This window comes from Anthropogastromicrobium sp., from assembly GCF_037349415.1.
Taxonomy (GTDB): domain Bacteria; phylum Bacillota; class Clostridia; order Lachnospirales; family Lachnospiraceae; genus Anthropogastromicrobium; species Anthropogastromicrobium aceti.
Map to the genome: position 1 here is coordinate 1 of NZ_JAXWCK010000029.1, position 21972 is coordinate 21972.

Annotated in this window: 22 protein-coding genes and 2 pseudogenes; all 24 read right to left on the reverse strand. The window is 40.9% G+C overall.

Annotation, left to right across the window (positions count from 1 at the left end):
* Positions 1–457: pseudogene (locus WJP93_RS06120) on the reverse strand (ABC transporter ATP-binding protein); the annotation flags it as partial.
* A gap of 431 nt (positions 458–888) precedes the next feature.
* Positions 889–1632 (reverse strand): DeoR/GlpR family DNA-binding transcription regulator, encoded by a 744-nt coding sequence (locus tag WJP93_RS06125; protein ID WP_227101919.1) that lies wholly within the window; start codon positions 1630–1632, stop codon positions 889–891.
* Positions 1633–1635: 3 nt separating this feature from the next.
* On the reverse strand, positions 1636–3282 hold the full coding sequence (gene ptsP / locus WJP93_RS06130) for a phosphoenolpyruvate--protein phosphotransferase (RefSeq protein ID WP_337547330.1): 1647 nt from the start codon (positions 3280–3282) through the stop codon (positions 1636–1638).
* Positions 3283–3367: 85 nt separating this feature from the next.
* Positions 3368–3625, reverse strand: a complete 258-nt coding sequence (locus WJP93_RS06135) for an HPr family phosphocarrier protein (protein WP_227101917.1) — start codon at positions 3623–3625, stop codon at positions 3368–3370.
* A 96-nt stretch (positions 3626–3721) separates the two neighbouring features.
* On the reverse strand, positions 3722–5662 hold the full coding sequence (locus tag WJP93_RS06140; RefSeq protein WP_337547331.1) for a fructose-specific PTS transporter subunit EIIC: 1941 nt from the start codon (positions 5660–5662) through the stop codon (positions 3722–3724).
* A 24-nt stretch (positions 5663–5686) separates the two neighbouring features.
* Positions 5687–6607 (reverse strand): 1-phosphofructokinase, encoded by a 921-nt coding sequence (gene pfkB / locus WJP93_RS06145; protein ID WP_227101915.1) that lies wholly within the window; start codon positions 6605–6607, stop codon positions 5687–5689.
* A gap of 307 nt (positions 6608–6914) precedes the next feature.
* Complete coding sequence (locus WJP93_RS06150; protein WP_262539118.1) at positions 6915–7634, reverse strand: DUF6320 domain-containing protein; 720 nt, start codon at positions 7632–7634, stop codon at positions 6915–6917.
* Entirely contained in the window at positions 7634–8920 is a 1287-nt protein-coding gene (locus WJP93_RS06155; RefSeq protein ID WP_337547332.1) for a hypothetical protein, read from the reverse strand. Before WJP93_RS06155 ends, WJP93_RS06150 begins: the two co-directional genes overlap by 1 nt.
* Positions 8921–8944: 24 nt before the next feature.
* Positions 8945–9931 (reverse strand): alpha/beta hydrolase, encoded by a 987-nt coding sequence (locus tag WJP93_RS06160; protein ID WP_337547333.1) that lies wholly within the window; start codon positions 9929–9931, stop codon positions 8945–8947.
* Positions 9932–9974: 43 nt separating this feature from the next.
* A complete protein-coding gene (locus WJP93_RS06165; protein ID WP_066560418.1) occupies positions 9975–10460 on the reverse strand; it encodes a metallophosphoesterase in 486 nt (161 codons plus the stop codon).
* Complete coding sequence (locus WJP93_RS06170; RefSeq protein ID WP_337547334.1) at positions 10453–11058, reverse strand: XTP/dITP diphosphatase; 606 nt, start codon at positions 11056–11058, stop codon at positions 10453–10455. The genes WJP93_RS06165 and WJP93_RS06170 overlap by 8 nt, the downstream gene beginning before the upstream one ends.
* Positions 11059–11081: 23 nt before the next feature.
* Complete coding sequence (locus WJP93_RS06175) at positions 11082–12785, reverse strand: lectin like domain-containing protein (RefSeq protein WP_337547335.1); 1704 nt, start codon at positions 12783–12785, stop codon at positions 11082–11084.
* Positions 12775–13938, reverse strand: a complete 1164-nt coding sequence (locus WJP93_RS06180) for a class I SAM-dependent RNA methyltransferase (protein WP_066560413.1) — start codon at positions 13936–13938, stop codon at positions 12775–12777. Before WJP93_RS06180 ends, WJP93_RS06175 begins: the two co-directional genes overlap by 11 nt.
* 70 nt (positions 13939–14008) lie before the next feature.
* A complete protein-coding gene (locus tag WJP93_RS06185) occupies positions 14009–14302 on the reverse strand; it encodes a rhodanese-like domain-containing protein (protein ID WP_118614922.1) in 294 nt (97 codons plus the stop codon).
* A 142-nt stretch (positions 14303–14444) separates the two neighbouring features.
* Complete coding sequence (locus tag WJP93_RS06190; protein ID WP_337547336.1) at positions 14445–14726, reverse strand: hypothetical protein; 282 nt, start codon at positions 14724–14726, stop codon at positions 14445–14447.
* Positions 14727–14897: 171 nt separating this feature from the next.
* Positions 14898–15260, reverse strand: a complete 363-nt coding sequence (locus tag WJP93_RS06195) for an immunoglobulin-like domain-containing protein (protein ID WP_337547337.1) — start codon at positions 15258–15260, stop codon at positions 14898–14900.
* Between the two features lie 215 nt (positions 15261–15475).
* Positions 15476–15838, reverse strand: coding sequence for a type II toxin-antitoxin system HicB family antitoxin (locus WJP93_RS06200; RefSeq protein ID WP_262536933.1), 363 nt, complete (start codon positions 15836–15838; stop codon positions 15476–15478).
* A pseudogene (locus WJP93_RS06205) lies at positions 15822–15911 on the reverse strand (toxin HicA); the annotation flags it as partial. The gene WJP93_RS06200 and the pseudogene WJP93_RS06205, both read right to left, overlap by 17 nt.
* Positions 15912–16066: 155 nt before the next feature.
* On the reverse strand, positions 16067–16303 hold the full coding sequence (locus WJP93_RS06210) for a hypothetical protein (RefSeq protein WP_118614958.1): 237 nt from the start codon (positions 16301–16303) through the stop codon (positions 16067–16069).
* A 154-nt stretch (positions 16304–16457) separates the two neighbouring features.
* Complete coding sequence (locus WJP93_RS06215) at positions 16458–16937, reverse strand: DUF1700 domain-containing protein (protein WP_227101902.1); 480 nt, start codon at positions 16935–16937, stop codon at positions 16458–16460.
* 21 nt (positions 16938–16958) lie between these two features.
* Positions 16959–18806, reverse strand: coding sequence for a hypothetical protein (locus WJP93_RS06220; protein ID WP_337547338.1), 1848 nt, complete (start codon positions 18804–18806; stop codon positions 16959–16961).
* A 4-nt stretch (positions 18807–18810) separates the two neighbouring features.
* A complete protein-coding gene (locus WJP93_RS06225; RefSeq protein WP_337547339.1) occupies positions 18811–20046 on the reverse strand; it encodes a hypothetical protein in 1236 nt (411 codons plus the stop codon).
* Positions 20043–20927 carry a LicD family protein gene (locus WJP93_RS06230; protein ID WP_066560336.1) on the reverse strand — a complete coding sequence of 295 codons (885 nt, stop codon included), beginning with the start codon at positions 20925–20927 and terminating at the stop codon, positions 20043–20045. The genes WJP93_RS06225 and WJP93_RS06230 overlap by 4 nt, the downstream gene beginning before the upstream one ends.
* A 12-nt stretch (positions 20928–20939) precedes the next feature.
* Positions 20940–21947, reverse strand: coding sequence for a glycosyltransferase family 2 protein (locus WJP93_RS06235; RefSeq protein WP_227101899.1), 1008 nt, complete (start codon positions 21945–21947; stop codon positions 20940–20942).
* Between the last annotated feature and the right edge of the window lie 25 nt (positions 21948–21972).

Sequence of the window (21972 nt, forward strand, 5' to 3'; positions counted from 1 at the left end):
CTTTTTCATCTATTTTCCAAATAAAGTATATACTAAAACCAATGGTAGGAAGTAAATCACGAATCAAACACAACCAGAAATTGAATAATACATTTCTTCCTGCTGCTGAACCATTCTCAATCCTTTGAACAAGTTTGCCCGTACCTATTTTCTGATATTCCGTATAATCGATTGTACTTATTTTTCTAAGTGACAAAAGCTTAAAATCCAAATAAATACCATGTTCCAACTTTTTTTCAGGGTAATTATCCAGATAATTCATACAATAATTTACCAGCAAAATAAAGCCATATGTTGCAACTCCTGCAAATGCAAGTGTTCTATCAGCCAATCCATCAATAACCTTTTGGAAATAGTCAACCTTGTAATTAGCCATAAATGAATTAAATATACCTAGTCCAATGTAGACCAATACCCATATGCTGTTTTTCTTTAATATTTCTTTTATATAACGCATAACTGTACTCCTTTACATATTGTATTTCAAGCATCAGAGCAGTACAGTCAACGACTACTGGCAAGTTTCTTTTAACCTCAGCACAATCTGCCAACAGTTTACATCAACTGTACTGAGCAGTTATCTCGGATAATTTTCATATCGTTCTCACCTCTTCCTAAAAATTTTCTATTATTATATCATGCTAAGTTCCAATATTCTATCGTAATTTCGTCAAAAGAATATAAAACAAAGGGCATATTATCTTACCCCTTTGTAGTCTTGCAAGTTTATCCGACATTTCTTCATCCTTATGCGTAGGCGTATCACACCGCATCCTTGTTCATTCCTCATTTCCATGCATTTACACATTTTTAGGACACTTGCAAAATTGGGGTCAGGCAGTGACCTGACCCCAAAACTGCTTAAAATTTATGAGTTATCGCACCTTTTTAAGCAACAATGATATTCTTACTTCTTAAAAATGCCTCTGGCGGTTTGCGGTCTGTGATCACCTGTGCCTTTGCAAATTCCTCGAATGTAACTGAACTGATATTTCCAAACTTCGAATAATCGGCCAGTATGTAGGCCTTTTTTGCCTGCCCGATAGCAGTCTTTTTGACCATTGCTTCCTCGTAATCCGGCGTACTAAATCCAGCCTTTAGGCTGACACCATTTGTTCCGAAAAACGCTTTTGAAAAATGAAGTGTCTCCAGACTAAGAATCGCCTGATTACCTACAACAGCCTCTGTAGTTGGCTTTAACTCACCGCCTATCAGATAAACACGAAAACCTGCTGCTGCCAGCTTTTGTGCATGACTGACCGCATTTGTTACATATGTTGCACTTTTTTCTGTTATAAAATCAATCATGCAACCTGTTGTTGTTCCTGCATCTAGATAGACGAAGTCATCCTGTGTAATCAGTGCTGCCGCATAGCGTGCAATAAGCTGTTTTTCTTCTTTGTTGACACCTTTTTTCTGTGCAACAGATGGCTCTGCTGTTGTAATTCCAGCTTCAATCGCCACTGCACCTCCAAATACCTTATTTAACTTTCCGGCTTTGTCAAGCGCATTTAAATCGCGGCGAATTGTGGATTCAGAAATCTTTAGTTTTTCCTTGATCTCCGCCACTGTAACGCTGTTTTGTTCATCAAGCAGTTTCAAAATTAGTTCATATCGTTTTTCCGTAAGCATTATTTATTTTATGTCCTTCCCGTACTGGCTTAAATCTGTTTCAAGAATAATCTTTCTAATCGGCAAAATGCTTCCTGCTGATACTGAAAGCTCATCTACACCCATTGCCAGAAACTCCTTTGTCAGACTGGTATCAGCACCAAGCTCACCACAGATGCCTGCCCAGATGCCTGCTTTATGCGCATTCTCTACTACCATACGGATCATTGCAAGAATTGCCGGATGATGCGGATCAAAGAAACGATCAAGTTTTGGATTCTGTCTGTCAACAGCTAGTGTATACTGCGTCAGATCATTTGTTCCAATACTGAAGAAATCAACTTCCTTTGCAAGATCTTCACTTACCATAACAGCTGCTGGTGTCTCAATCATAATACCCTGCTTAGGCTCTCCATAGGCAATACCCTGCTCATCAAGTTCTGCCTTTACTTCTTCTACGATTTCCTTAATCTTTCTTACTTCCCAAAGGCTTGTGATCATCGGATACATGATTGAAAGCTTTCCATATGCACTTGCACGAAACAGCGCACGAAGCTGTGTCTTAAATACATCTGTCTGTGTCAGGCAGATACGGATCGCACGATAGCCAAGTGCAGGATTTTCTTCATGCTCCATATTAAAATAAGCACACTGCTTATCAGCACCAATATCAAGAGTTCTGATAATTACATTCTTTCCTGCCATTGTCTCAACGGCTGTCTTGTAAACCTTAAACTGCTCCTCCTCAGTTGGATAATCTTCCTTCTCCAGATATAAGAACTCACTTCTGAAAAGACCGATTCCGCCTGCATCATTCTGAATAACTGCTGCAAGATCCTTGATGTTTCCAATATTAGCATAAAGCATAATCTTCTTGCCGTCAATTGTCTTATTTTCTTTTCCCTTTAACTGCTGCAAAAGCGCCTTCTTCTCCTCATCAGCGCGCTTCTTTTCCTGCATCAGCGCCATGGTTTCTTCGTCTGGATCAACATAAATTGTGCCATCACTTCCATCAACAACAGCCAACACACCATCTGTAGTTTCATCAAGCGGAATATCAGTTCCAATCAATGCTGGAATTGCCATGGTTCTTGCTAAAATTGCAGTGTGGGAATTTGTTGAACCGTGTACAGTAACAAATGAAAGCACCTTATCCTTGTCAAGCTGTACTGTCTCTGATGGTGCCAGATCATCTGCCAAAATGATAACAGGCTCATCTGTTATCACACCTGTCTTTCCTGCACCAGAAAGATTATTTAATACTCGCTCTGAAATATCCTTTACGTCTGCTGCACGGCCTCTCATGTAATCGTCATCCATAGCTGCAAACATCTGAGAGAAATTGTCACCAGTTGCTGCTACTGCATACTCAGCATTTACCTGCTGCGTACGAATAATATTTTCAACTGACTCATTATAATCGTCATCTTCAAGCATCATCTGATGAATCTCAAAAATAGCAGCATTCGTCTCTCCAACTTCTCTGCATGCCTTATCATAAAGCTCGCCAAGCTGCTCAATCGAAGCTTCTCTTGCTGCCTGATAACGTGCCCACTCACCGTCAGAATCTTCTGTTTTCACGCGCTTTACCTGCTGCTCACTCTTTTGATATACGGCTGTTTTTCCGATCGCAATACCGCCAAATACACTTTTTCCGTGATAAACTTTCATAAAATCCACCTTTCTGTGACCATATGCACAGCAGGCGGACTGCCGAATTTCGGTGTCCGCCCTTTTATTTTCTTATTTGATAACGTTACAGAGTTGTCTTAAAGAAATTCTCCATTGCCTGTGCTGCTGCTTCCTCATCGCTTCCCTCTACGGTAACGGTAACAGTCTGTCCCTGCTTTACAGCAAGTCCCATGATACCAAATACACGCTTGCAGTCTGCTGACTTTCCTTCCTTATTCAGCTTAATAGCACTCTCAAATGCCTTTGCTGCCTTTACCAGTTCTCCTGCCGGACGAGCATGGATTCCTTCTGGATCTGTAATAGTGTAAGTAAACTCTTTCATTTTGTTCTCCTTTATCCTCTTTGATTTTATTATAAGGGCAAGCTGCCCCTTTTTTCTTTTCAGGTTTTTAGTTATCAATTTTTTAATTGACGCATTTTATGCTTCTCTTGGCTTCTTTAACACGCCTAATAAAACAGTAGAAATAACCGTTCCAATCACAAGTGCCAGTAAATACATAATTGCATTTCCTACTACAGGAAATACGAAAATACCGCCGTGCGGTGCCATAAGTGTACATTTAAACAACATACTAAGTGCACCTGCAACTCCAGAACCAATCACACATGCCGGAATTACATGAAGCGGATCAGCTGCTGCAAATGGAATTGCACCTTCTGTGATGAATGCCAGACCCATGATAAAGTTTGTCGGACCTGCATCTCTTTCTTCCTTTGTGAAACGATTCTTAAACAAAATCGTTGACAGTGCAATTGCACATGGAGGAACCATACCGCCAATCATAACAGCTGCCATAACATCATAATTTCCAGAAGCGATTGCTGCAGTTCCAAATACATATGCTGCTTTATTGAACGGGCCGCCCATATCGATTGCCATCATACCTGCAAGAACAAATCCTAATAATAGCTTACTCGAACCCCCCATACTTGTCAAGCCATTATTTAACGCAGTATTTACTGCACCCATAACAGGCTCTACTACAAAGTTCATAAGAAGTCCCATTGCTAAAATTCCAACTACTGGATAGATCAAAACTGGTGTGATTTTTTCAAGTGCATCAGGCAGCTTATCACAAATCTTTTTGAGTCCAAGGATGATATAGCCAGCTGCAAAACCTGCGACAAGCGCACCTAAAAATCCTGATTTTCCACTATATGCAATCATTCCTCCAACAAAACCAAGTGCTAGTCCTGGACGGTCTGCAATTGCCATTGCGATAAAACCAGCCAATACTGGAAGCATAAAGGAAAATGCCGTGCTTCCGATACTTTTTAACATTGCTGCAACAGGTGTAATGCTTCCAAATGCAGAACGCTCCTCTGCTGACAGTGATGCCATATCAACGCCAAAACCATCAATCAAAAATGCAAGTGCGATCAAGATTCCTCCGCCTACAACGAAAGGAAGCATATGAGAAACACCGTTCATTAGCTGCATATAAATTTTATGGCCAACGCTTCCACCGCTCTTTGCTGATGTGCTTGAAGAAGACTCGCCTGCACCAGATGCATGATACACCGAAACATCACCAGACATAGCACGGTTTAACAATTCCTCTGCCTTGCTGATTCCATCAGATACCTGACACTCAATCACCTTTTTTCCATTGAAGCGCTCCATCGGAACCTTTGCATCTGCTGCCACGATAATGCAGTCAGCTTCATCAATCTCAGCCTGTGTCAGCACATTTTTTGCACCGCCTGAACCGCGTGTTTCAATTTTGATGCGGCATCCAAGCTTCTTTGCTGCCTTCTCTAAACCTTCTGCTGCCATATAGGTATGAGCAATTCCTGTTGGACATGAGGTAACTGCCAAAATCTTCTTAACTGGCTCAGCCTTATTTTCAGATGGCTCGTCTAAGATGCTTGTCTGCTCAAGACGCTCATTAATGCTTGCTTTTTCTTCATCAGCCTGATCAATAATTCTTAAAAATTCTTCAACACTTGATGCATTTCTAAGATTTTCTGTAAACTCCTCATCCATCAGCATAACAGACAGCTTGCTTAACACATCCAAATGCACATTGTCTTTTGTGTTTGGCGCTGCAATCAAAAACAGAAGTGTAACAGGCTCACCGTCAAGTGAATCAAAATCTACTCCATTTTTGATGACCATTGCTGCCAGACCTGGTCTGCTGACTGCATCACACTTTCCATGTGGAATAGCAATTCCTTCTCCAATTCCTGTGGTGCTTTCTTCTTCTCTCGCATAAACCTGACTGCGATATGCTTCTTCGTCATTGATTTTTCCACTCTTTGTCATCAGTGCTACTGCCTGATCAAGTGCTTCACTCTTTGTCTTTGGTGATGACGTAAGCGATACGCTTCGTGCATCGAGCAAATCTGTGATTCTCATATATCAAACCTTGCCTTTCCTTTTTTATTTGCACTCATTAACCTGAACCTGATTGTAAACCTTTTCAATCATTTCACTATCTGCCAGATATTCTGAAAATGCACTTGCACTTCCGCAGGCAACACCCATACGAAATGCTTCCTTATAATCATGTGATTTCATCCAACCTGCCAAAAAGCCTGCAACCATAGAATCACCTGCACCGACACCATTTATCAGTGTGCCTTTTGGTGCCTCTGCCATGAACACGCTTTTATCTTCACTCACAAGAACAGCACCCTCTCCAGCCATTGAAATCAGTACGTTTCTCGCACCTTTTTCCTGAAGCTTCTTTGCATAAGGAACTACAGATTCCTTCGTTGAAAGATTCACACCGAAAATCTCACCAAGCTCATGATTATTTGGCTTAATAACAAATGGATGATATTCCAGCACATTAACAAGCAAATCCTTTGTTGCATCTACTGCAAGCAAAATTTTCTTTCCTTCCATGCGTGCTGCAATATTTCTGTACATGTCATCTGGCATTGATGCAGGAATGCTTCCGGCAAGCACAAGTACGTCACCTTCCTTTAAGACATCAAGACGCTCAAGAAGCTCTTTTGTCTTCTCCTCGCTGATGGCAGGTCCCATACCGTTGATCTCAGTTCCTTCTACATTCTGAAGCTTCAAATTGATACGCGCACATCCATTTTCCATCTGAATAAAATCTGTATGAATGCCCTGTACCTGAAGCTGACGCTTAATCTCTTCTCCAGTAAAGCCTGCACAAAAACCAAGCGCTGTACTCTCAATACCAATATGATTTAATAAGATCGAGACATTAATTCCCTTTCCGCCAGGAAGCAGCTGTTCTGACTCGGTGCGATTTGTTTTACCAAGCTCAAATCCCGGTACAGAAACGATATAGTCCAATGACGGATTGAATGTTACTGTATAAATCATGACGTTTCCTCCTATTCCAAACGATTGCTTTACACTTCTTATAGTGTGATTATACAATCATTATCGTTCAAAATCAATCAATATAGTGCACGAATATGATTGATTATTTTGGTATATCCTGCACAAGTTTGATTGATTTGTGATTATTTGGTTATTTTTGGCTGATTTTAGTCATTTCCTCTTCATTTTCCTTCGTAACTTTTGTTTTAAAATGCTCAAAAAAATACTGATACAAAAAAGCAATACGCCTCACTGTATCAGTATCTTTTTCTTTTTTATTTTTATTCTTTGTTTTCTTCTAACATAGTCAGACATGCAGTCGTCTTGATAACTCTGACAAAAACGTCTTTCCCTGAAAAATGATTTTTGCAATAAGAAGCAGCACACCAATGCCTGTTGTCACTGTCACAAGCATTGTGTTATGCATAACTCCAACACAGACAAGTATTACAACAAAAACTGTTGCTATAATAGTCAGCAAAAAATAAATTCCATAATCTGTCTGGTGCTTTCTGTCCACAAATCCAAGAATAAAATATAATAAATTCATGCCAACTACTGTAAGTGGAAGAACAATCTGTACGCTCCAGCCCTTCCAGCCAGTATACCAGTCATACGCTATACATAAAATCATGCCTATGATCACTTCATACATGACCATTTTGCGAATATTTTTCCACTTTCGCTGTCCGACAATCAAAAGTGCATAGCCTCCTGCCACACCTATTACGACGAGAAAAAATATCGGCTGCCATGTGCGGTCTGATAATACCATCATTCTGTCGACCATACCTGCCACAATAACTGCTGCGAGTGCTGCAAACGTTACGATTTTCATAAAAATGAAATCTGCCTGTTTTTTTTGTGTCACAGGAAATACATCAAAATCTTCCTTTATAGAGGAATCTTCCGTACCTTCATCTATAATTCGCTTTTTACACAGCGGACAATATACACGCTCTCCAGAAAATGTAAGACCGCATTTCTGACATCGAATCGTTTTTCGCTTTTTATCAGTATCCATCATCAGTCTTCCTTTCCCGAATAATTCGTGTTGATAATCATATCTGAATCAAACTCGGCCAATCTGCGAAAGAATGCACGCTCCGTGTCCTTTGGACTTGAACTTCCTGCGCATGTTACCATCATATGATCTTCATATGAACACATGCAAATTTGTCTTCCGGCACATCCAATAAAAAAGTCAAACTGACAGACATATGGTGCCAATGCCTTTGGCATTGTAATTCGCCCGATATTTGAAAAATACATTGTCTGACGCGCTCCTGCAATCAGACCTGACAATTCCATTCCAATATCCTTAAAAATGAGTGGGATTGCTCTTGCTGCCATATGCTTTTCCAGACTAACCTGACCGGCAATCATTTTTTCAAGCTTTTCTTTTGTCAGTTCTCTTCTGAAATTTTCTGCAACTGCAGCTATAACGTCTTCTAATGTTTCTCCCTGCTTTTTTCGATCATAAGTAACTGCAATCAGTCCAAAGAAATTTCGCACCGTCGCTGATGGAAAATAACTTCTAAGATTAACAGGAACCATAATTCGCACTGCTTTCTTTCTGTCTCTTGGTTCCATTGCATCATAGATGGACAAAATCAAAAGAGACACCAAAAAGACTGTCACTGTCGTATGATACTGTTTTGCTGCCGCAATGATCTGTCTTGTTGAAACCTCTGCCTCTGTTACCTGTTGGAAAAAGTCAGGTGTCGACGGCTCATGGAAATGAAAAATCGGCACTGTCTTTTCACCTAAGAAGGACATACTTGAATTTTTCTCTTCCTTGTTATAATACTGACTGAAGCTGTCTGAATCCTTTTCTCGAAATGTACTGTCTATACCAAGTGACAAATCTTCATGCGCAAGCACTGGATGAACAATCTTCAAATAATTTACTACCAGCGTTTTCAAAAACATAAGCGCGCCTGTCGCATCTGCCATAGCATGGAATACCTCAAAATTGATCCTGCACTTATAATAAGAAATATCGATCAGCAAATGATGCTCGTTCTTATCATAAAGACGGCTGCATACATTTTGATCTTCCTCATGCACAATCGGCATCTCTCCTGATTCCTCAAGATAATACCAAAACATGCCATGACGGATGATGTTTGTAAAAATAGGAAACTCCTCCAACGCCTGCTCTGCTGCCTGCTGCAGCGCTTTCTTTTGAACAGGCTCTGTCAGCTGACAGGCAAAGCGAAATACACGGCTGTCTTTTTTATTCGCCAATGCCGGAAATACCTTTGCCGCATTGTCCAACCGGCTCCATCCCGGCCGTTTTGTATTCTTCACTTATCCCTCGCCTCACTTTTCTCTTTACTTATTTTTGTCAGAAAGCACTTCGTTTTCTGTCAAAGCATCTATTTTGACTGCTTCGTCTTCCGATTGTCCTCGTTTTCCAATGAAGCCTTCAATTGCCTCATAAATTTCCTTTGCACCTGCAAAAATCGGCGGAAGAAGCATCATTCCATGAATGCCGTCTAGCACACGAACGCTCTTTACGCTGCAGCCGGCCTCGCACATTTTTTCACCTAATGCTTCACCTTCGTCACGAAGCGGATCATACTCCATCGTAACCAAAAGCGTATCAGGCAGATTTGAAAAGTCATGATGCTGAAGCGGTGCAAAGTATGGATTTTTCTCATCTTCCTTGCTGCTTCGATAAAGCTCCATGTACTCGCACATCAATGCACGTGTAAGTAAATAGTCATATCCATTTTCTTCAACTGATGGATATGGATTATCGTCACCATATGAACCATAAGCTACAGGATAAATCAGTACCTGTCTTTTTGGCATCAGCCCTCCACGATCTCTTGCCATCATACCAAGTTCCGCACAGATCTCACCGCCAGCGCTGTCGCCCATGATAACAATATCTTCCTGCTTTGCTTGATACCAATCTTCGCAATGCGCAAGAACTGCCTGCATCGCCTCATAGCAATCCTCTAATCCCTGCGGAAAACGGTGCTCTGGCGCCAAACGATAATTAACAGAAACAATCTTATAGCCAGTGCGCTCAGATAGATTTGCGCAGACATTTCCGTAGCTTTCAAAATCACCTGTCACAAAGCCGCCACCATGAAAAAATAAAATAAGCGGTGCCACTTTTCCATCATAGCTGTAGGTACGAAGCAAGATATCACGCCCCTCAAGATGGAGAATGCGATCCATTGTATTGCAGCTTCTTCCCTTGTAATACGGATACATTTTTTCTTTTTTACGGCTCTTCTCGTAGTCTTTTGTCATATCACCCTGATGACGTGACATTGTTCGGATTGCGGCTCTTAAAACTTTATTCATAAATGGCTGTATTCCTTTCTGTGGTATGCAGTCACAAAAAACATTATAACTTGCACAGTGTAAAGTGTGCCTCGCCTTCGCGGTCAATTTCCATCAATATATATGTGTGGGCAAAACCATCCTGACGCGGCAGAGTTAAACTTCCTGGATTTAAGATAGTAACATCCCTTCCCTGATTGATAATCGGCACGTGAGTGTGACCATACATTGCGATATCTGCTCCACGAAGAAGTGCTGCCTCTTTTAGTGTCTGGATTCCGAAATTTACCTGATAACGATGTCCATGTGTCAAAAAGACGCGGTACTTTCCGATTTCTATTAGCTTATCCTGCGCAAGATCAGATGAATAATCACAGTTTCCGCGCACAATATCAACAGGGCAGCCTGCTAAGCGTGCAATCTCATCCTGCTGTCCCTCTGAGTCACCAAGATGAATCAATCTGTCTGGCTTTCCTGTTCTGGCTAACATTTCCTTAAAATAATTAAGTCTTCCATGTGTGTCACTGACAATCAGAATGCGCTCACTCATTATTGCTTTCCTCTTTTTGCAAAATTACCTTCATGGCACGAAGTGCTTTTCCTCTATGGCTGATCTTGTTTTTCTCTTCTGCTGAAATCTCTGCTGTTGTCTTGCCAAGCTCTGGCACATACACAATCGGATCATAGCCAAAGCCACCGCAGCCTGCCGGTGTCTTTGCGATTACACCCTCGATGGTTCCGCGTGTGACAGCGGTATGGCCATCTGGAAAGCTGGCTGCAATCACACACACAAAGCGTGCACTGCGGTCATTCCCTTCCACTCCATCAAGACGGTCAATGATAGACTGATTTTTGATATCATATGATGTGTCCTCACCCATATATCTGGCTGAATGTACACCTGGTTCTTTATTTAAATAATCAACCTCCAGACCAGAATCATCAGCCAGAATGATGCCATCAGTATATGGACGAAGCGCATTTGCCTTAATCAGAGCATTTTCCTCAAATGTGCTGCCATTCTCATCGATATCGACCTTGATGCCAGCATCCTTAAGAGACGTAATCTCATAGCCGCTTCCTTCCATAATCATGCGGATCTCACGCATCTTTCCCTCATTTGTGGTTGCGAATAATATTTTTTTCATGGTGTTTTTTTCCTTATTCTTTCTTACTGTTCTTTTGTGTATGCCTTTAAGCATATGTTGCACTTATATTTGTCCTGCGCAGACTGCCAGCTTGTACCTTTCATGCTGATGTAGCCCTCGTTTCCACTCAGGTTTGCAATGACAGCGCCATCCTTGCTGGTGTACTCGACTGCTACAGGTCGCTCACTGCCTGGCGTGCGCACGTAGACGATCACTGCATATCGATCACCATCTGATAAAAGCACTGGCTTGTCCAATTTGACTGTGTAATACCCGGCATTTGAAAAACTGCCAGATGCCGCCTTTTTCTGGAATGTCAGATCAGCCTCTCCTGTCACCTTATTTACTACATAAACTTCATAGCTAGTGTCTGGTGCTGTGGCATAAAAACCAACAGCTTCAAGCACCTCGTCACCATTTGCAGTATAAAGATTGGCAAAGTAAGCTTCCTCGTTTCCGTAACCAAGCTGTCCAACCCATCCGCACTTATCTGACTGGTAAATTCGATCATAATTATCTGTATTTTCAATTTTTGTGTAGGCTGCATTATAGATGCCGACATTGGAATCATAATAAGACACCCAGAAATATCCGCCGTCACCAAAGCCAGTTCCCCAGCTGTTCATGCAAAGCCATGCACCATTTCCCTCTGGCTGTGTACGAAAATTTGACGCGGCATAACCATCATCCCAACCAACAATCAGCGTATCATGATTTATTTTGTTCGTTCCTATATAACAGTATGCGTTCTGTGCATTGTTATAATATGAAGATTCGCTGTTTTCACCGCTGACCTCACAGTAGATAGATGTCTGGACACTTCCATATAAATAAACAGCCCGCTTAATTGCAGATTGATCTTTTGACGGAATGATTTGAATTTCCTGCACATGCTTGACTGCCCTTAATGATGTATCAGTTTTTCCATCACCATATGGGTCATCTTCTTCACGCACAGGTCCTTTCCATGAGAGCAGATACGCCATTGCCATAGTGTACTCACCGCCCGTATCCTGTCCCCAGGTATATCCATTATTCAGACTCATGTGATCAACTGAAAAATTCCAGCTTTCCTCTGGAAGAAGTGCTGCCTCTAGTGCACCGACTGATGCAAATGCCCAGCATGTACCAAGCTTTCCCTGATTCATAACTGGCGCATCAAGACCATACAGCCTTGGGTCAAATGCTGAAGGAAGCTTAGAGGCTTCTGGACGGATATCAGTAAATCGAATTGTATTGGCTGACGCATCCCACTCGACCTCATAGTCAAGTCCCTTCGCTACTACATCCGCACTTAAATAGTAAGATCCTCCCTGAAAAACAAGTGCATTCGTGATCTTTTCCTTTTCACCATTGATTACGATCTCTTCTTTATTTTCCTCTGCCTCTATGCTTCGGTCATTGCGGTATGCCTTCAGTGTTTTGTGATCATAGATTCCTACATTGCAAAGAAAGACATCGCGAAGCGTATCCACCGGAATCATCAGTTGTCTGTCATCTGCCATATATGGCTGTATATCATTCTTTGCCAAGCGCTTTCCATCCACGCTCAGACTGATTTCCTTTTGGTTTGTCTTTGCTGCAATCAGCTCATTCCACTCATCACAAACGCCTGCCTGCGTATAGCCGCTTCTAACTGTGCTTGTTGTCTGCCTTTGATACAGACAGACAACAGCTAACACTAACAGTGCAAGCGCTGCGGCAATATACCACTGTTTATATTTCACTCGTTCTTTGTTCCCTTCTCGGCGGCTTCGGGCCGATGTACTGATAATAGTAGGTCTTAATCATTCCGTTGTAAATTTTACGGTTCTTGTCCGCTTTCTTGCCAATTGCATTCTGTGCATCCTCATAAGATGTGATTAAATACATAGACCATGTGTCCAGCTTGGCAAAACGATCACCTATTGTACGGTACAGCTCCGGCAGATCTGCCTTCTCCTCAAGACGCTCGCCATATGGAGGATTCGTGATAATAAAGCCGTACTTTCCAGGATGGGACAATGCACTTACAGGACGCTGCTGCAAATGAATCATATGATCAACACCGGCACGCTGTGCATTCTCTCTTGCCATGCGCACAGCAGACGGATCAATATCATATCCCTGAATATCTGTCTTTACAGACAAATCTACAAGATCATTTGCCTCGTCCATAGCATCATACCAGGTTTTCTTTGGAATCAAATTTTTCCAGCTCTCAGACAAGAAGCTTCTATTCATGCCTGGCGCCATATTCGCTGCCATCATAGCTGCTTCGATTGCAAAGGTACCGCTTCCGCAGAATGGATCAACAAGAATACGATCCTTTTTCCATGGGGTCAGCATAATCAATGCACTTGCAAGTGTCTCACTGATTGGTGCCTTTGTTGTACTCTGACGATATCCTCTCTTATGAAGACTCTCTCCTGTTGAATCGATGCCGACAGTAAACTCGTCCTTCATGGCAAATACTCGTACTGGATAAGATGCACCTGTCTCCGGAATCACCTCGGTATGGTACGCACTCTTTAAGCGCTCTACGATTGCTTTTTTCATGATGGACTGGATGTCTGATGATGAATAAAGCTTGCTCTTTACGGTGGATGCCTTTGTTACCCATACCTTGCCGTCCTTTGGAATCCACTCTTCCCATGGCAGTGCCTTTGTGCACTCAAACAGCTCGTCAAATGTGCGCGCTGTAAAGCTGCCTGCCTTTAACAGGATACGCTCTGCGCTGCGAAGAAATACATTAGCGCGGCAGAGCGCTTCCATATCTCCTATAAAGGTTACTCTTCCATCTTCTGTTTTGCTGATATCATAACCAAGATCATCGATCTCTCTTTTTAACACCGCCTCTAATCCAAAGTGACACGGTGCAATTAATTCGTATGTTTTCATTTAGCCTCCAATTTTGTGTTTTTATATTTGTAAGCCAGACGTTTTTCCTGCAGCATTTATCATACAATAGCTACATATTGCTGAAACGACGGTATGCCTGCAGCCCTCCATTTACGGAGAGCACATCATAGCCGTACTGGCTTAACTTTCTGCCTGCGAGAATACTGGTTGTACCCCACTCACAGTATAACACTAGAAGGCGGTTTCGGGGAAGTCTTTTCTTGTAATCTTCTAAAAAATCATAAGGAATATTGACGGCACCCTCGATATGACCCTTCTCATACTCTTCTTTTGTGCGAAGATCGATCAGGTAGGCACCTGATCTTCTATAATCATCAAGTGTACTTGCTGCGATTAGTCTCATGAAAAGCACCTCCAAGGGAAACTTTTCTACTTTTATTTTATGCAGGGAAATGAGGCGGTGTCACTAGTATATAAAAGGAAAAGATTCTGTAAGTTTCAAACAGATACTTACAGAATCCAAAAATTCCAAAAATAAATCAAGCTTATTTCCGTCTTCTCCACGAAACCAGTTTGACATTCAAATATGTAAGCAATACAATTGCTAGCACAATACTTAATCCAATTGCAACATAATGCATACTTTCCCCTAATGGATAATTGATTGCAAGATTCGACAGCATTTGTCTTTTTTCAACTGCACTTAATCCACTCAAATCCACTTGAATTGGGATCATATTTAATTTCAAAATAAAGCTAACACCATACAATCCCACATTAATGAACATAGCGAAAACGTATACTATCTTTAATATTCTTTCTATCACTTAAATTTCCCTCCATGACTTGATTTCATTCTTTGTATAGACAATTCTTTCATCTATATTTTATATCAGCAGTATGAGAAAATCAAGTGAAGGATTCAATTCCGAGAAAGTAATTCGAAATGCCGCTTGCACAGATCTTTTTTGTCGGTGCAGGCGGCATTTCTTCTACATTTAATCAGAATTTTTTGACTCAACCAAAAATTCATACGCGATATAAAAATCGTTTTCATCTGGTTCATTAGTCATCCATTCATCTGGAGCTTCGTGAAAACACATATGAAGCAAAATTCGGTACTCTCCTTCATCTAACTCCGGATAATATTGCTGTAGCCAATCATCTTCCATCAGTTGAGTTCCATCCGGTTCAATCATTTCAGACGATAAAATCCACGGATTTCCACCAAATTCATACCATTCACTGTCATTGCAAATTTCGAGTTTTCGCCAATAAGAACACTCCAAGTACTGATCTGTGTGATTAACAATATAATAACTCATAAATTCGTTGCGGTTTGGCACTAACTCAATTCCCATCTCAGCTGCCTCCTGAACCACATACGGACTTCGATAGCTTTCTGAATGGTCCTTTGGGACAACTGAAATATCATATTTTGTCAGGAATATTTGTAGCAGACTGCATACGAAAACTAGCAAATATTTTGCGCCGATAACGATACACCTCCTATCATGTATTATTTCTCCTCGGCAAGTTACTTCATTATGGTGATTGAAACTGCTGTCTGCAACTACTATTTTGAATATACTGCATCATTTTTTGAGAGAAGATACACGCAATATTGATTCATGCTGATACCTTCCCTCTTGGAATGTTCTGCAAGAGAACGATGCAAGCTGCGAGGTATTCTAAGCTTAAATTGTCCTGAATATTCCTCCAAACTGTCCGGCTCGTGAATTTCGATACCATCTTCAATGGCAGCTTCTAACCATGCCTTCTTAGCATCCAAAGCATTTGCAACAGCGGATTCTACTGTTTCTCCACAGGTGATACATCCCGGAAGCTCTGGAAATGAAACCACGAAACCGCCCTCATCCTTATCCTCTACAATTTCCATACGATAGTTCATTATCAAATAATCATTCAGCGTTTTCATCATTTACCGCCTCACTTTCCACAATCTGTTTTACCATCTCTACATACACTTTTTTAATAGGTTCATGCCTCGGTTTTGAATACCTCCTATCTATATTATATATGGTGTCATATTTGGTGTCAATATTATTTCTGCACGTTTACGAATATGTAAAGGAAACGGGCGCAGGAATCCGAAAGGATTCTCGCTCCCGTTTTCTGAAACTACACTTCGCAATACTCTTACATATTACTGTCTCTTGCAGTTATCGGCTGCATTTCGTGCCTGATAGGATTTTGCGGCATTTCTGGAATTACTGGCATTCTTCCACTCGTCTTTTGAATTTTTCTCTGATGTGTCTTTATCTCTGTGACAGTTAGTTGCAGAATTTTCTTCCTTTGTACTATGGCAGTTTACCGCCTGATTTCGATATGAATCCTGTTCCTTCTTGTTGTAACTGTTTTCTGAATCGCTATAATTTCTCATAATAAAAACCTCCTGATGTGTAACTAGATTGAAAAAGGCTTTCGCCTTCACATCTAGTATGGCACCAGAAGGTTTGTTTATGCATGACATTTTCCTCATGTTTTTTGCATGTTTTCTATCATGCTTTTACGTCACATTTTTTCTGTCACGTTTTTTATTTATTTGATGAATTTTTCACCAAATAATACACGGCTGCCACTGCCAGTACGACAACTGCCGGTTTGAATAGGATTGCTACGAGCTTAAAGATAATGCTTAATACAAGAAAAACAACTGCTACAATTGCTAAAATCGCAATGGTCTTTGTCACCCAGTTTTGGGATGCAGTCTCTTTCATCCAGCTAAAGCTCCAGCCATCACCGCCAGTTGAACTGTCGTCTGAACCTGTGCTGTAGTTGTAGCTTCCGGCACGGCTGTTTTCCTGCGTGCTTGCCTCACCGGAGGTATCAATAATCGTCTTTGCAATAAGACGCGGACTTCCAAGTGAAGCAAAAATCTCTTCCTCAGACTTTCCTGCTGCTCTTTGCTCACTGATATAGTCATTATAGTATCTTACATTTTCCTGAATGATGCGCTCTTCTACATTTCCACGAAGCGCCTGCTCTAACTCTGTGACGAATTCAATTTGTGTCATAAAACACCTACGCCTTTCTGCTTATTGATAGACGATCATCTCAAGCTGATAGCTTTGCTTCTTTCCATCAGCCTCTGCGATCTCCTTTTTGTCACCTGTTACATTATCCTCTGAGCGATAGATGGATACGGCATAATCACCATTTGCCTGTGTCACTTCAAACACCGCTGTATAATATTCACCCGGTGTAGTCGGCACCCCATTTAAGTTCGCCGTAATGATGCGATCCTCAAGCCAGCCTGATGTTTCCCAATCTTGCTCATAAAGAATTTTATCATCACTGTCCTTTACTGTCAGCTTCACGTATCCTTTGTTGACACGATCATTGACACCAGCGACAAAGCGAATCTTATCAATTGAATTGCCTGTTGCACAGAACGTCTGGCTCACCTCATCACCAAGCTCACAAAGCTGTACCTGGCTGTACACATTTTCAACTTTATATCCCGCATATGGTGCTTTGAAATATGCCATCAGACACACAAATGCCGGAACGACAAAAATTGCAACACCGCCAATAAAGCGAGTGCGCATCCAACCCATGCAATTGACTTCCTGTGCAGGATTTTGTGCACAATACTTTGGATGCTTAAATACAGCATATACAAGCATCATCATTGTAAGAATTGACAGGCAAAGACTTTTATCAAGCTTTGCAATCAAATCCTCCATCATGAGCTCAGTACCGATGTTTCCATTTACAAAAGATCGTAAGATGCCGTTATTAAACATCGCCTGATCTACATTGTTAGGAATCATCTGTACATTAAATATGGTATAAACTAACATAAAAATCAAGTCCAAAATCATAAAAATTTTCGTATCTTTATGAAGGAATGAACTGATAACCCAAAATGGTACGGCAAACAGCAGCCACTGCGGATGCCACTTTGACAAACCAAACAGTACAAAGAAGGCAAGACAGCAGATATAAAATACCGTATTAACGAAATTTCTGTCATCTGTCGGCTTATTGAAATAACACCATGCGCACAATGTACCAAATGCCAAAACAGCAAAGCTGACCTCATAATGGAATGTTGATAATTCAAATCCTGTATAGTATCCTGCATTCATGATGTAGCCTGTCGGACTGCTGACTGCATTTCCGCCAAATCCAAACACATATGCCTGAAATACCGGGCTGTTTCTGTAAACAAAAAACTCCAATACAAATGGCACCATAAGCAGCACGCAGGATGCAATAATCTTCCATACATTTTTCTCACGATATAAAAGAAGCGGTGCAAAGATTAACAGCGCTGAATATTTAAATGTCATCGCAATGGCAAACCAGAAAATAAACCAAATGTCCTTCTTCTTTAAATAATAGTAAACGCCAAGAAGTACACAGAATGTCATGATGATGTCATACTGGCCAAAGATAAACTGCGCATAAAAAGCAACTGGCATAGTAAGGCATGCATATGCACAAAGCTTTGATTTCTTGCTGCCCATTCCAGCAAGGATGGCAATATGATAAATCAACACACCGCTTGCCACATAGATCAGACATGGTAAGAGCTTTGCCCATAAAATAGCAAGAACAGGCAGATTTTCCGTTGGAAATGTCACGACGCCAAACAGACGCATCGGAATATTCCAGATGGCAAAGATAAGATAAAAGCTTGGCATATATGCCGGATGAATATCAAATGTTCCGCAATAATCATAAAAATCACGGAAATGACCATTTAAATAACCGTAGCTGCAGCCTGCCGTATGCAAAAGATCGGACTGCTGAAAAACTAAAAAGCAAAAGACTGCTATTGCAGCAAATGCTACATAATCCCAGATAAGAAGCGGCTTTTCAGCAATTGCATTTACTGAAATACTACGTGCCTGACTCTTTTGATGTTTCTGACTCATTTTTTCACACCCTTTCTTTTCGCTCATTTTTTGACAATGCCAAAAAGCCAAGCATTGTAATTAATAAGAACTTAACGACATTGACTGCAAGAAGTCCCCATACAGCACCCCAGATTTTGTAAAGGTACATAGCAGGAACTACTGCTGCAAAGAACAATACTGCATAAATCACACCCATGATCAGCTGATAACGCTCTGGTGCAAATCTAAGCACGACTGTCATCATTGTATTACTCATAAAGAAAAATACCTGTCCGGCATTTGCCAGCAAAAACAGATTTTTTACTACGTTGTAATCCTCTCTGTAAAAGAGATATACGTAAATATGAGAACCAAGTGTTGTTCCGGCAATCAATATAACTGCAAGCGCTGACAATGCAGCAAATACACCAGTTAACATCTTCTTTGTGATTTTTCCCTGATAGCGTGCAAGATGACCTGTGATAACACCATTTAACGGTGTTGAGATCAGAGAACTCATCTTTCCGACAGTACTTGCAATAAAGAAATAATAGGAAGCTGCATCTCCGGCTGTCATAGGAAGCACAACACGGTCTGTGTATGTTACAAAATCTGACAGCAGATATGCCGATGACAGTGACACACATGTTTTTGCATCTTCTCTGAAAAATTGACTCTTTTTAAAAAATGGCTTTTTAAAGATGCTTCCTGTGATTGTGACAAACAGCAGTCCAAACACCTCTCCTAAAATAAAGATGCTTACCCAGGAATGACTAATTCCATACAGCGCCATGCCAATCGCATAACCTACTGCAATAAAAAGATAATAGAAGAAAAAGCCTCTGTAATTTAAGCTCAGTCTATATTCTACATCTGCATAATAGCGAACTGTTGTCACAAAAATAAGTACACCAATGGAAATAGGAAGAGCACCTGCTGTATCTTTTTTCACACAAATTGCCACTACAGTGACAATCGCACACAAAAGTGCTGTGAATACAAGAAAACGATTGTAATCACCATTTTTTGTCTCATGACGTGTAGAAGCTTTCATACGGCCATAATTGATTCCAGAACCAACTGCCGATGCCATAAGACCCATGATTGCTGTAAAGAACAACATTTTTCCGCTTCCTTCAGCACCCATACGGCTTCTTAAAAACGGATATACCCCAAAAGAAAGCGTCATATTCAAAATCATCAGCCCGGCAAGACTGTAAACCATATCCCCCGCAAATCGGCGTAAGCCTGATTTTGCTTTTGGCTGCTTTTCTGTCATGAATTTTTCTCTCCCTTTTCGCTGTATGATAATGTGACAAATTTAGGATCACAATGAACAAGCTCTCTGTCTCCCGGAGGCGGTGGTGTCATGTAATCGCCATAAAGCATTGTAAGCGCTTCATGATACCCACATGGACCAGGAAATTTCTCACCATCAACCTCTAAATCAACTGCATGGTCAAACCACTTCGCCTGATAAATCTTTCCCAGATCTGGAAACAGGCAGTTGCTGTAGTAGCAGCGCTTATGCTTTTTATTTTGACCGCGCTCCATCTTGCTGATTGCATCATACCAATGAACAAGTGTCTTTACAGGGAAGATGCGTCCGATTACAGAAAGAATAGCAACTACTGCCTTAGATGCACCCTTATACTCTGAAAGGTCAAGCTTATAACGGCGTCCCATGCACATGCCATACACAAGAATCAATAAAGCATGACAAAATTTGTGCTTTAACATGTTGTCTGAAACATCATCCACTATAAAAATATCTGTTCGCATATGATTATGAATGCCATTTCCATAATATTTTTGCTCTGCATTATTTTCGCGCATAGTTGAATCAAGCATCACAACACGCGGCACAAAATCATAAAATGCACCATTTAATTCATCTGGCTCCACATAGACAAAGCCATCCTTTAGTTCGGTACGTGCTACCTTGCGAAATACCTCAAAATCTTTTCTTGTCATAGCGATATCCGCGTCATCATCCCACGGAATATCAGATTTCTCACGCACAGCACCTATAAGATTTCCGCTGTCTAAAAAATAATTCAAATGATATTTCTCACAGACGCGCCCTACCTCACGGAAAATTATATGATTTCCCTCATGAATCAGTTTAAGCGCATCTTGTGTTGTCTTGTCAAATTCCAATTTTTATTCCTCTCATTCGGCTTTCTGATTTTTGCAGCCATCTTCTGCTTCCTTGTCATCTGCCTCATTTTCTTTTTCTTTCTCGTCTGAAAAATTCAGACGCTCATCTTCCACAACAAGCGGACGCTTCTTTACACGATCATTGATGCTCATAATATATTCACCAATTAATCCGATAAAGAACAGCTGTATAGAACCAAGCAGACAAGTGACAATTAAAAGCGGTGCCATACCTGCTGGGAAATTGTCCCAAAATAAAAGCTTTAAAATCAGATAAATAATTGCAACTACCAGACTGATACAGCCAACTGTCATACCTATAAAGGTCGCCAGTCTAAGTCCTACTTTTGTATAAGAAGTAATGCTAAGCATTGCAGCATCATATAAACGGTAGAAATTGTTGCTTGTTTTTCCTGCACGCCTCTTTGGCTGCTCGTAAGGGATTTCCTTTCGTTTAAAGCCAAGCTCTGCTACGATTCCTCTTAAAAATGGTGTTGGGTCGTTAAGCTCTCTCATGACATTGATAAACTTCTTATCATAAAGACCAAAACCTGTAAACTGCTCAATCTGCTCAACATCAGAAAGCTTCTTGATTAATTTATAGTAACAGCCGCGAAGCCAGTACATCAATTTATTTTCCTGGCTGGACTTTTTAATTCCAATTACAATTTTATATCCGTTTTCCCATTCTTTTACATACCTTGGGATCATCTCAACCGGATCCTGAAAATCGGCAGCCATCAGTACTGTGGCATCTCCTGTTGTCTGGAGCATAGCATAGTACGGTGAATTGAACTGTCCGAAATTTTTTGCATTAAAAATTCCCTTAATCCCCTTATCCTCTGCACAAAGCTTTCGGATAATTTCTCTTGTCCTGTCTTTTGAATCGTTATCTATAAAAAGGATCTCATAGCGATAGGCTGGAAGATCCTTTTTAAATGTCTCGCGAAGCGCATCAGCCATCGCCTGAACATTTTCCTCTTCATTATAGCAGGGCACTACAATACTAATTGTTTTCATGAAATGTGCCTTCTAACTTTCTTTT

Bases quoted from the DNA above. Each gene is read 5' to 3' on its own strand.
- WJP93_RS06125 (WP_227101919.1), bottom strand. From the start codon at position 1,632: ATGCTTACGGAAAAACGATATGAACTAATTTTGAAACTGCTTGATGAA.
- ptsP (WP_337547330.1), bottom strand. From the start codon at position 3,282: ATGAAAGTTTATCACGGAAAAAGTGTATTTGGCGGTATTGCGATCGGA.
- WJP93_RS06135 (WP_227101917.1), bottom strand. From the start codon at position 3,625: ATGAAAGAGTTTACTTACACTATTACAGATCCAGAAGGAATCCATGCT.
- WJP93_RS06140 (WP_337547331.1), bottom strand. From the start codon at position 5,662: ATGAGAATCACAGATTTGCTCGATGCACGAAGCGTATCGCTTACGTCA.
- pfkB (WP_227101915.1), bottom strand. From the start codon at position 6,607: ATGATTTATACAGTAACATTCAATCCGTCATTGGACTATATCGTTTCT.
- WJP93_RS06150 (WP_262539118.1), bottom strand. From the start codon at position 7,634: ATGATGGATACTGATAAAAAGCGAAAAACGATTCGATGTCAGAAATGC.
- WJP93_RS06160 (WP_337547333.1), bottom strand. From the start codon at position 9,931: ATGAATAAAGTTTTAAGAGCCGCAATCCGAACAATGTCACGTCATCAG.
- WJP93_RS06165 (WP_066560418.1), bottom strand. From the start codon at position 10,460: ATGAGTGAGCGCATTCTGATTGTCAGTGACACACATGGAAGACTTAAT.
- WJP93_RS06170 (WP_337547334.1), bottom strand. From the start codon at position 11,058: ATGAAAAAAATATTATTCGCAACCACAAATGAGGGAAAGATGCGTGAG.
- WJP93_RS06180 (WP_066560413.1), bottom strand. From the start codon at position 13,938: ATGAAAACATACGAATTAATTGCACCGTGTCACTTTGGATTAGAGGCG.
- WJP93_RS06185 (WP_118614922.1), bottom strand. From the start codon at position 14,302: ATGAGACTAATCGCAGCAAGTACACTTGATGATTATAGAAGATCAGGT.
- WJP93_RS06195 (WP_337547337.1), bottom strand. From the start codon at position 15,260: ATGGGAATTGAGTTAGTGCCAAACCGCAACGAATTTATGAGTTATTAT.
- WJP93_RS06200 (WP_262536933.1), bottom strand. From the start codon at position 15,838: ATGAAAACGCTGAATGATTATTTGATAATGAACTATCGTATGGAAATT.
- WJP93_RS06210 (WP_118614958.1), bottom strand. From the start codon at position 16,303: ATGAGAAATTATAGCGATTCAGAAAACAGTTACAACAAGAAGGAACAG.
- WJP93_RS06215 (WP_227101902.1), bottom strand. From the start codon at position 16,937: ATGACACAAATTGAATTCGTCACAGAGTTAGAGCAGGCGCTTCGTGGA.
- WJP93_RS06220 (WP_337547338.1), bottom strand. From the start codon at position 18,806: ATGAGTCAGAAACATCAAAAGAGTCAGGCACGTAGTATTTCAGTAAAT.
- WJP93_RS06225 (WP_337547339.1), bottom strand. From the start codon at position 20,046: ATGACAGAAAAGCAGCCAAAAGCAAAATCAGGCTTACGCCGATTTGCG.
- WJP93_RS06235 (WP_227101899.1), bottom strand. From the start codon at position 21,947: ATGAAAACAATTAGTATTGTAGTGCCCTGCTATAATGAAGAGGAAAAT.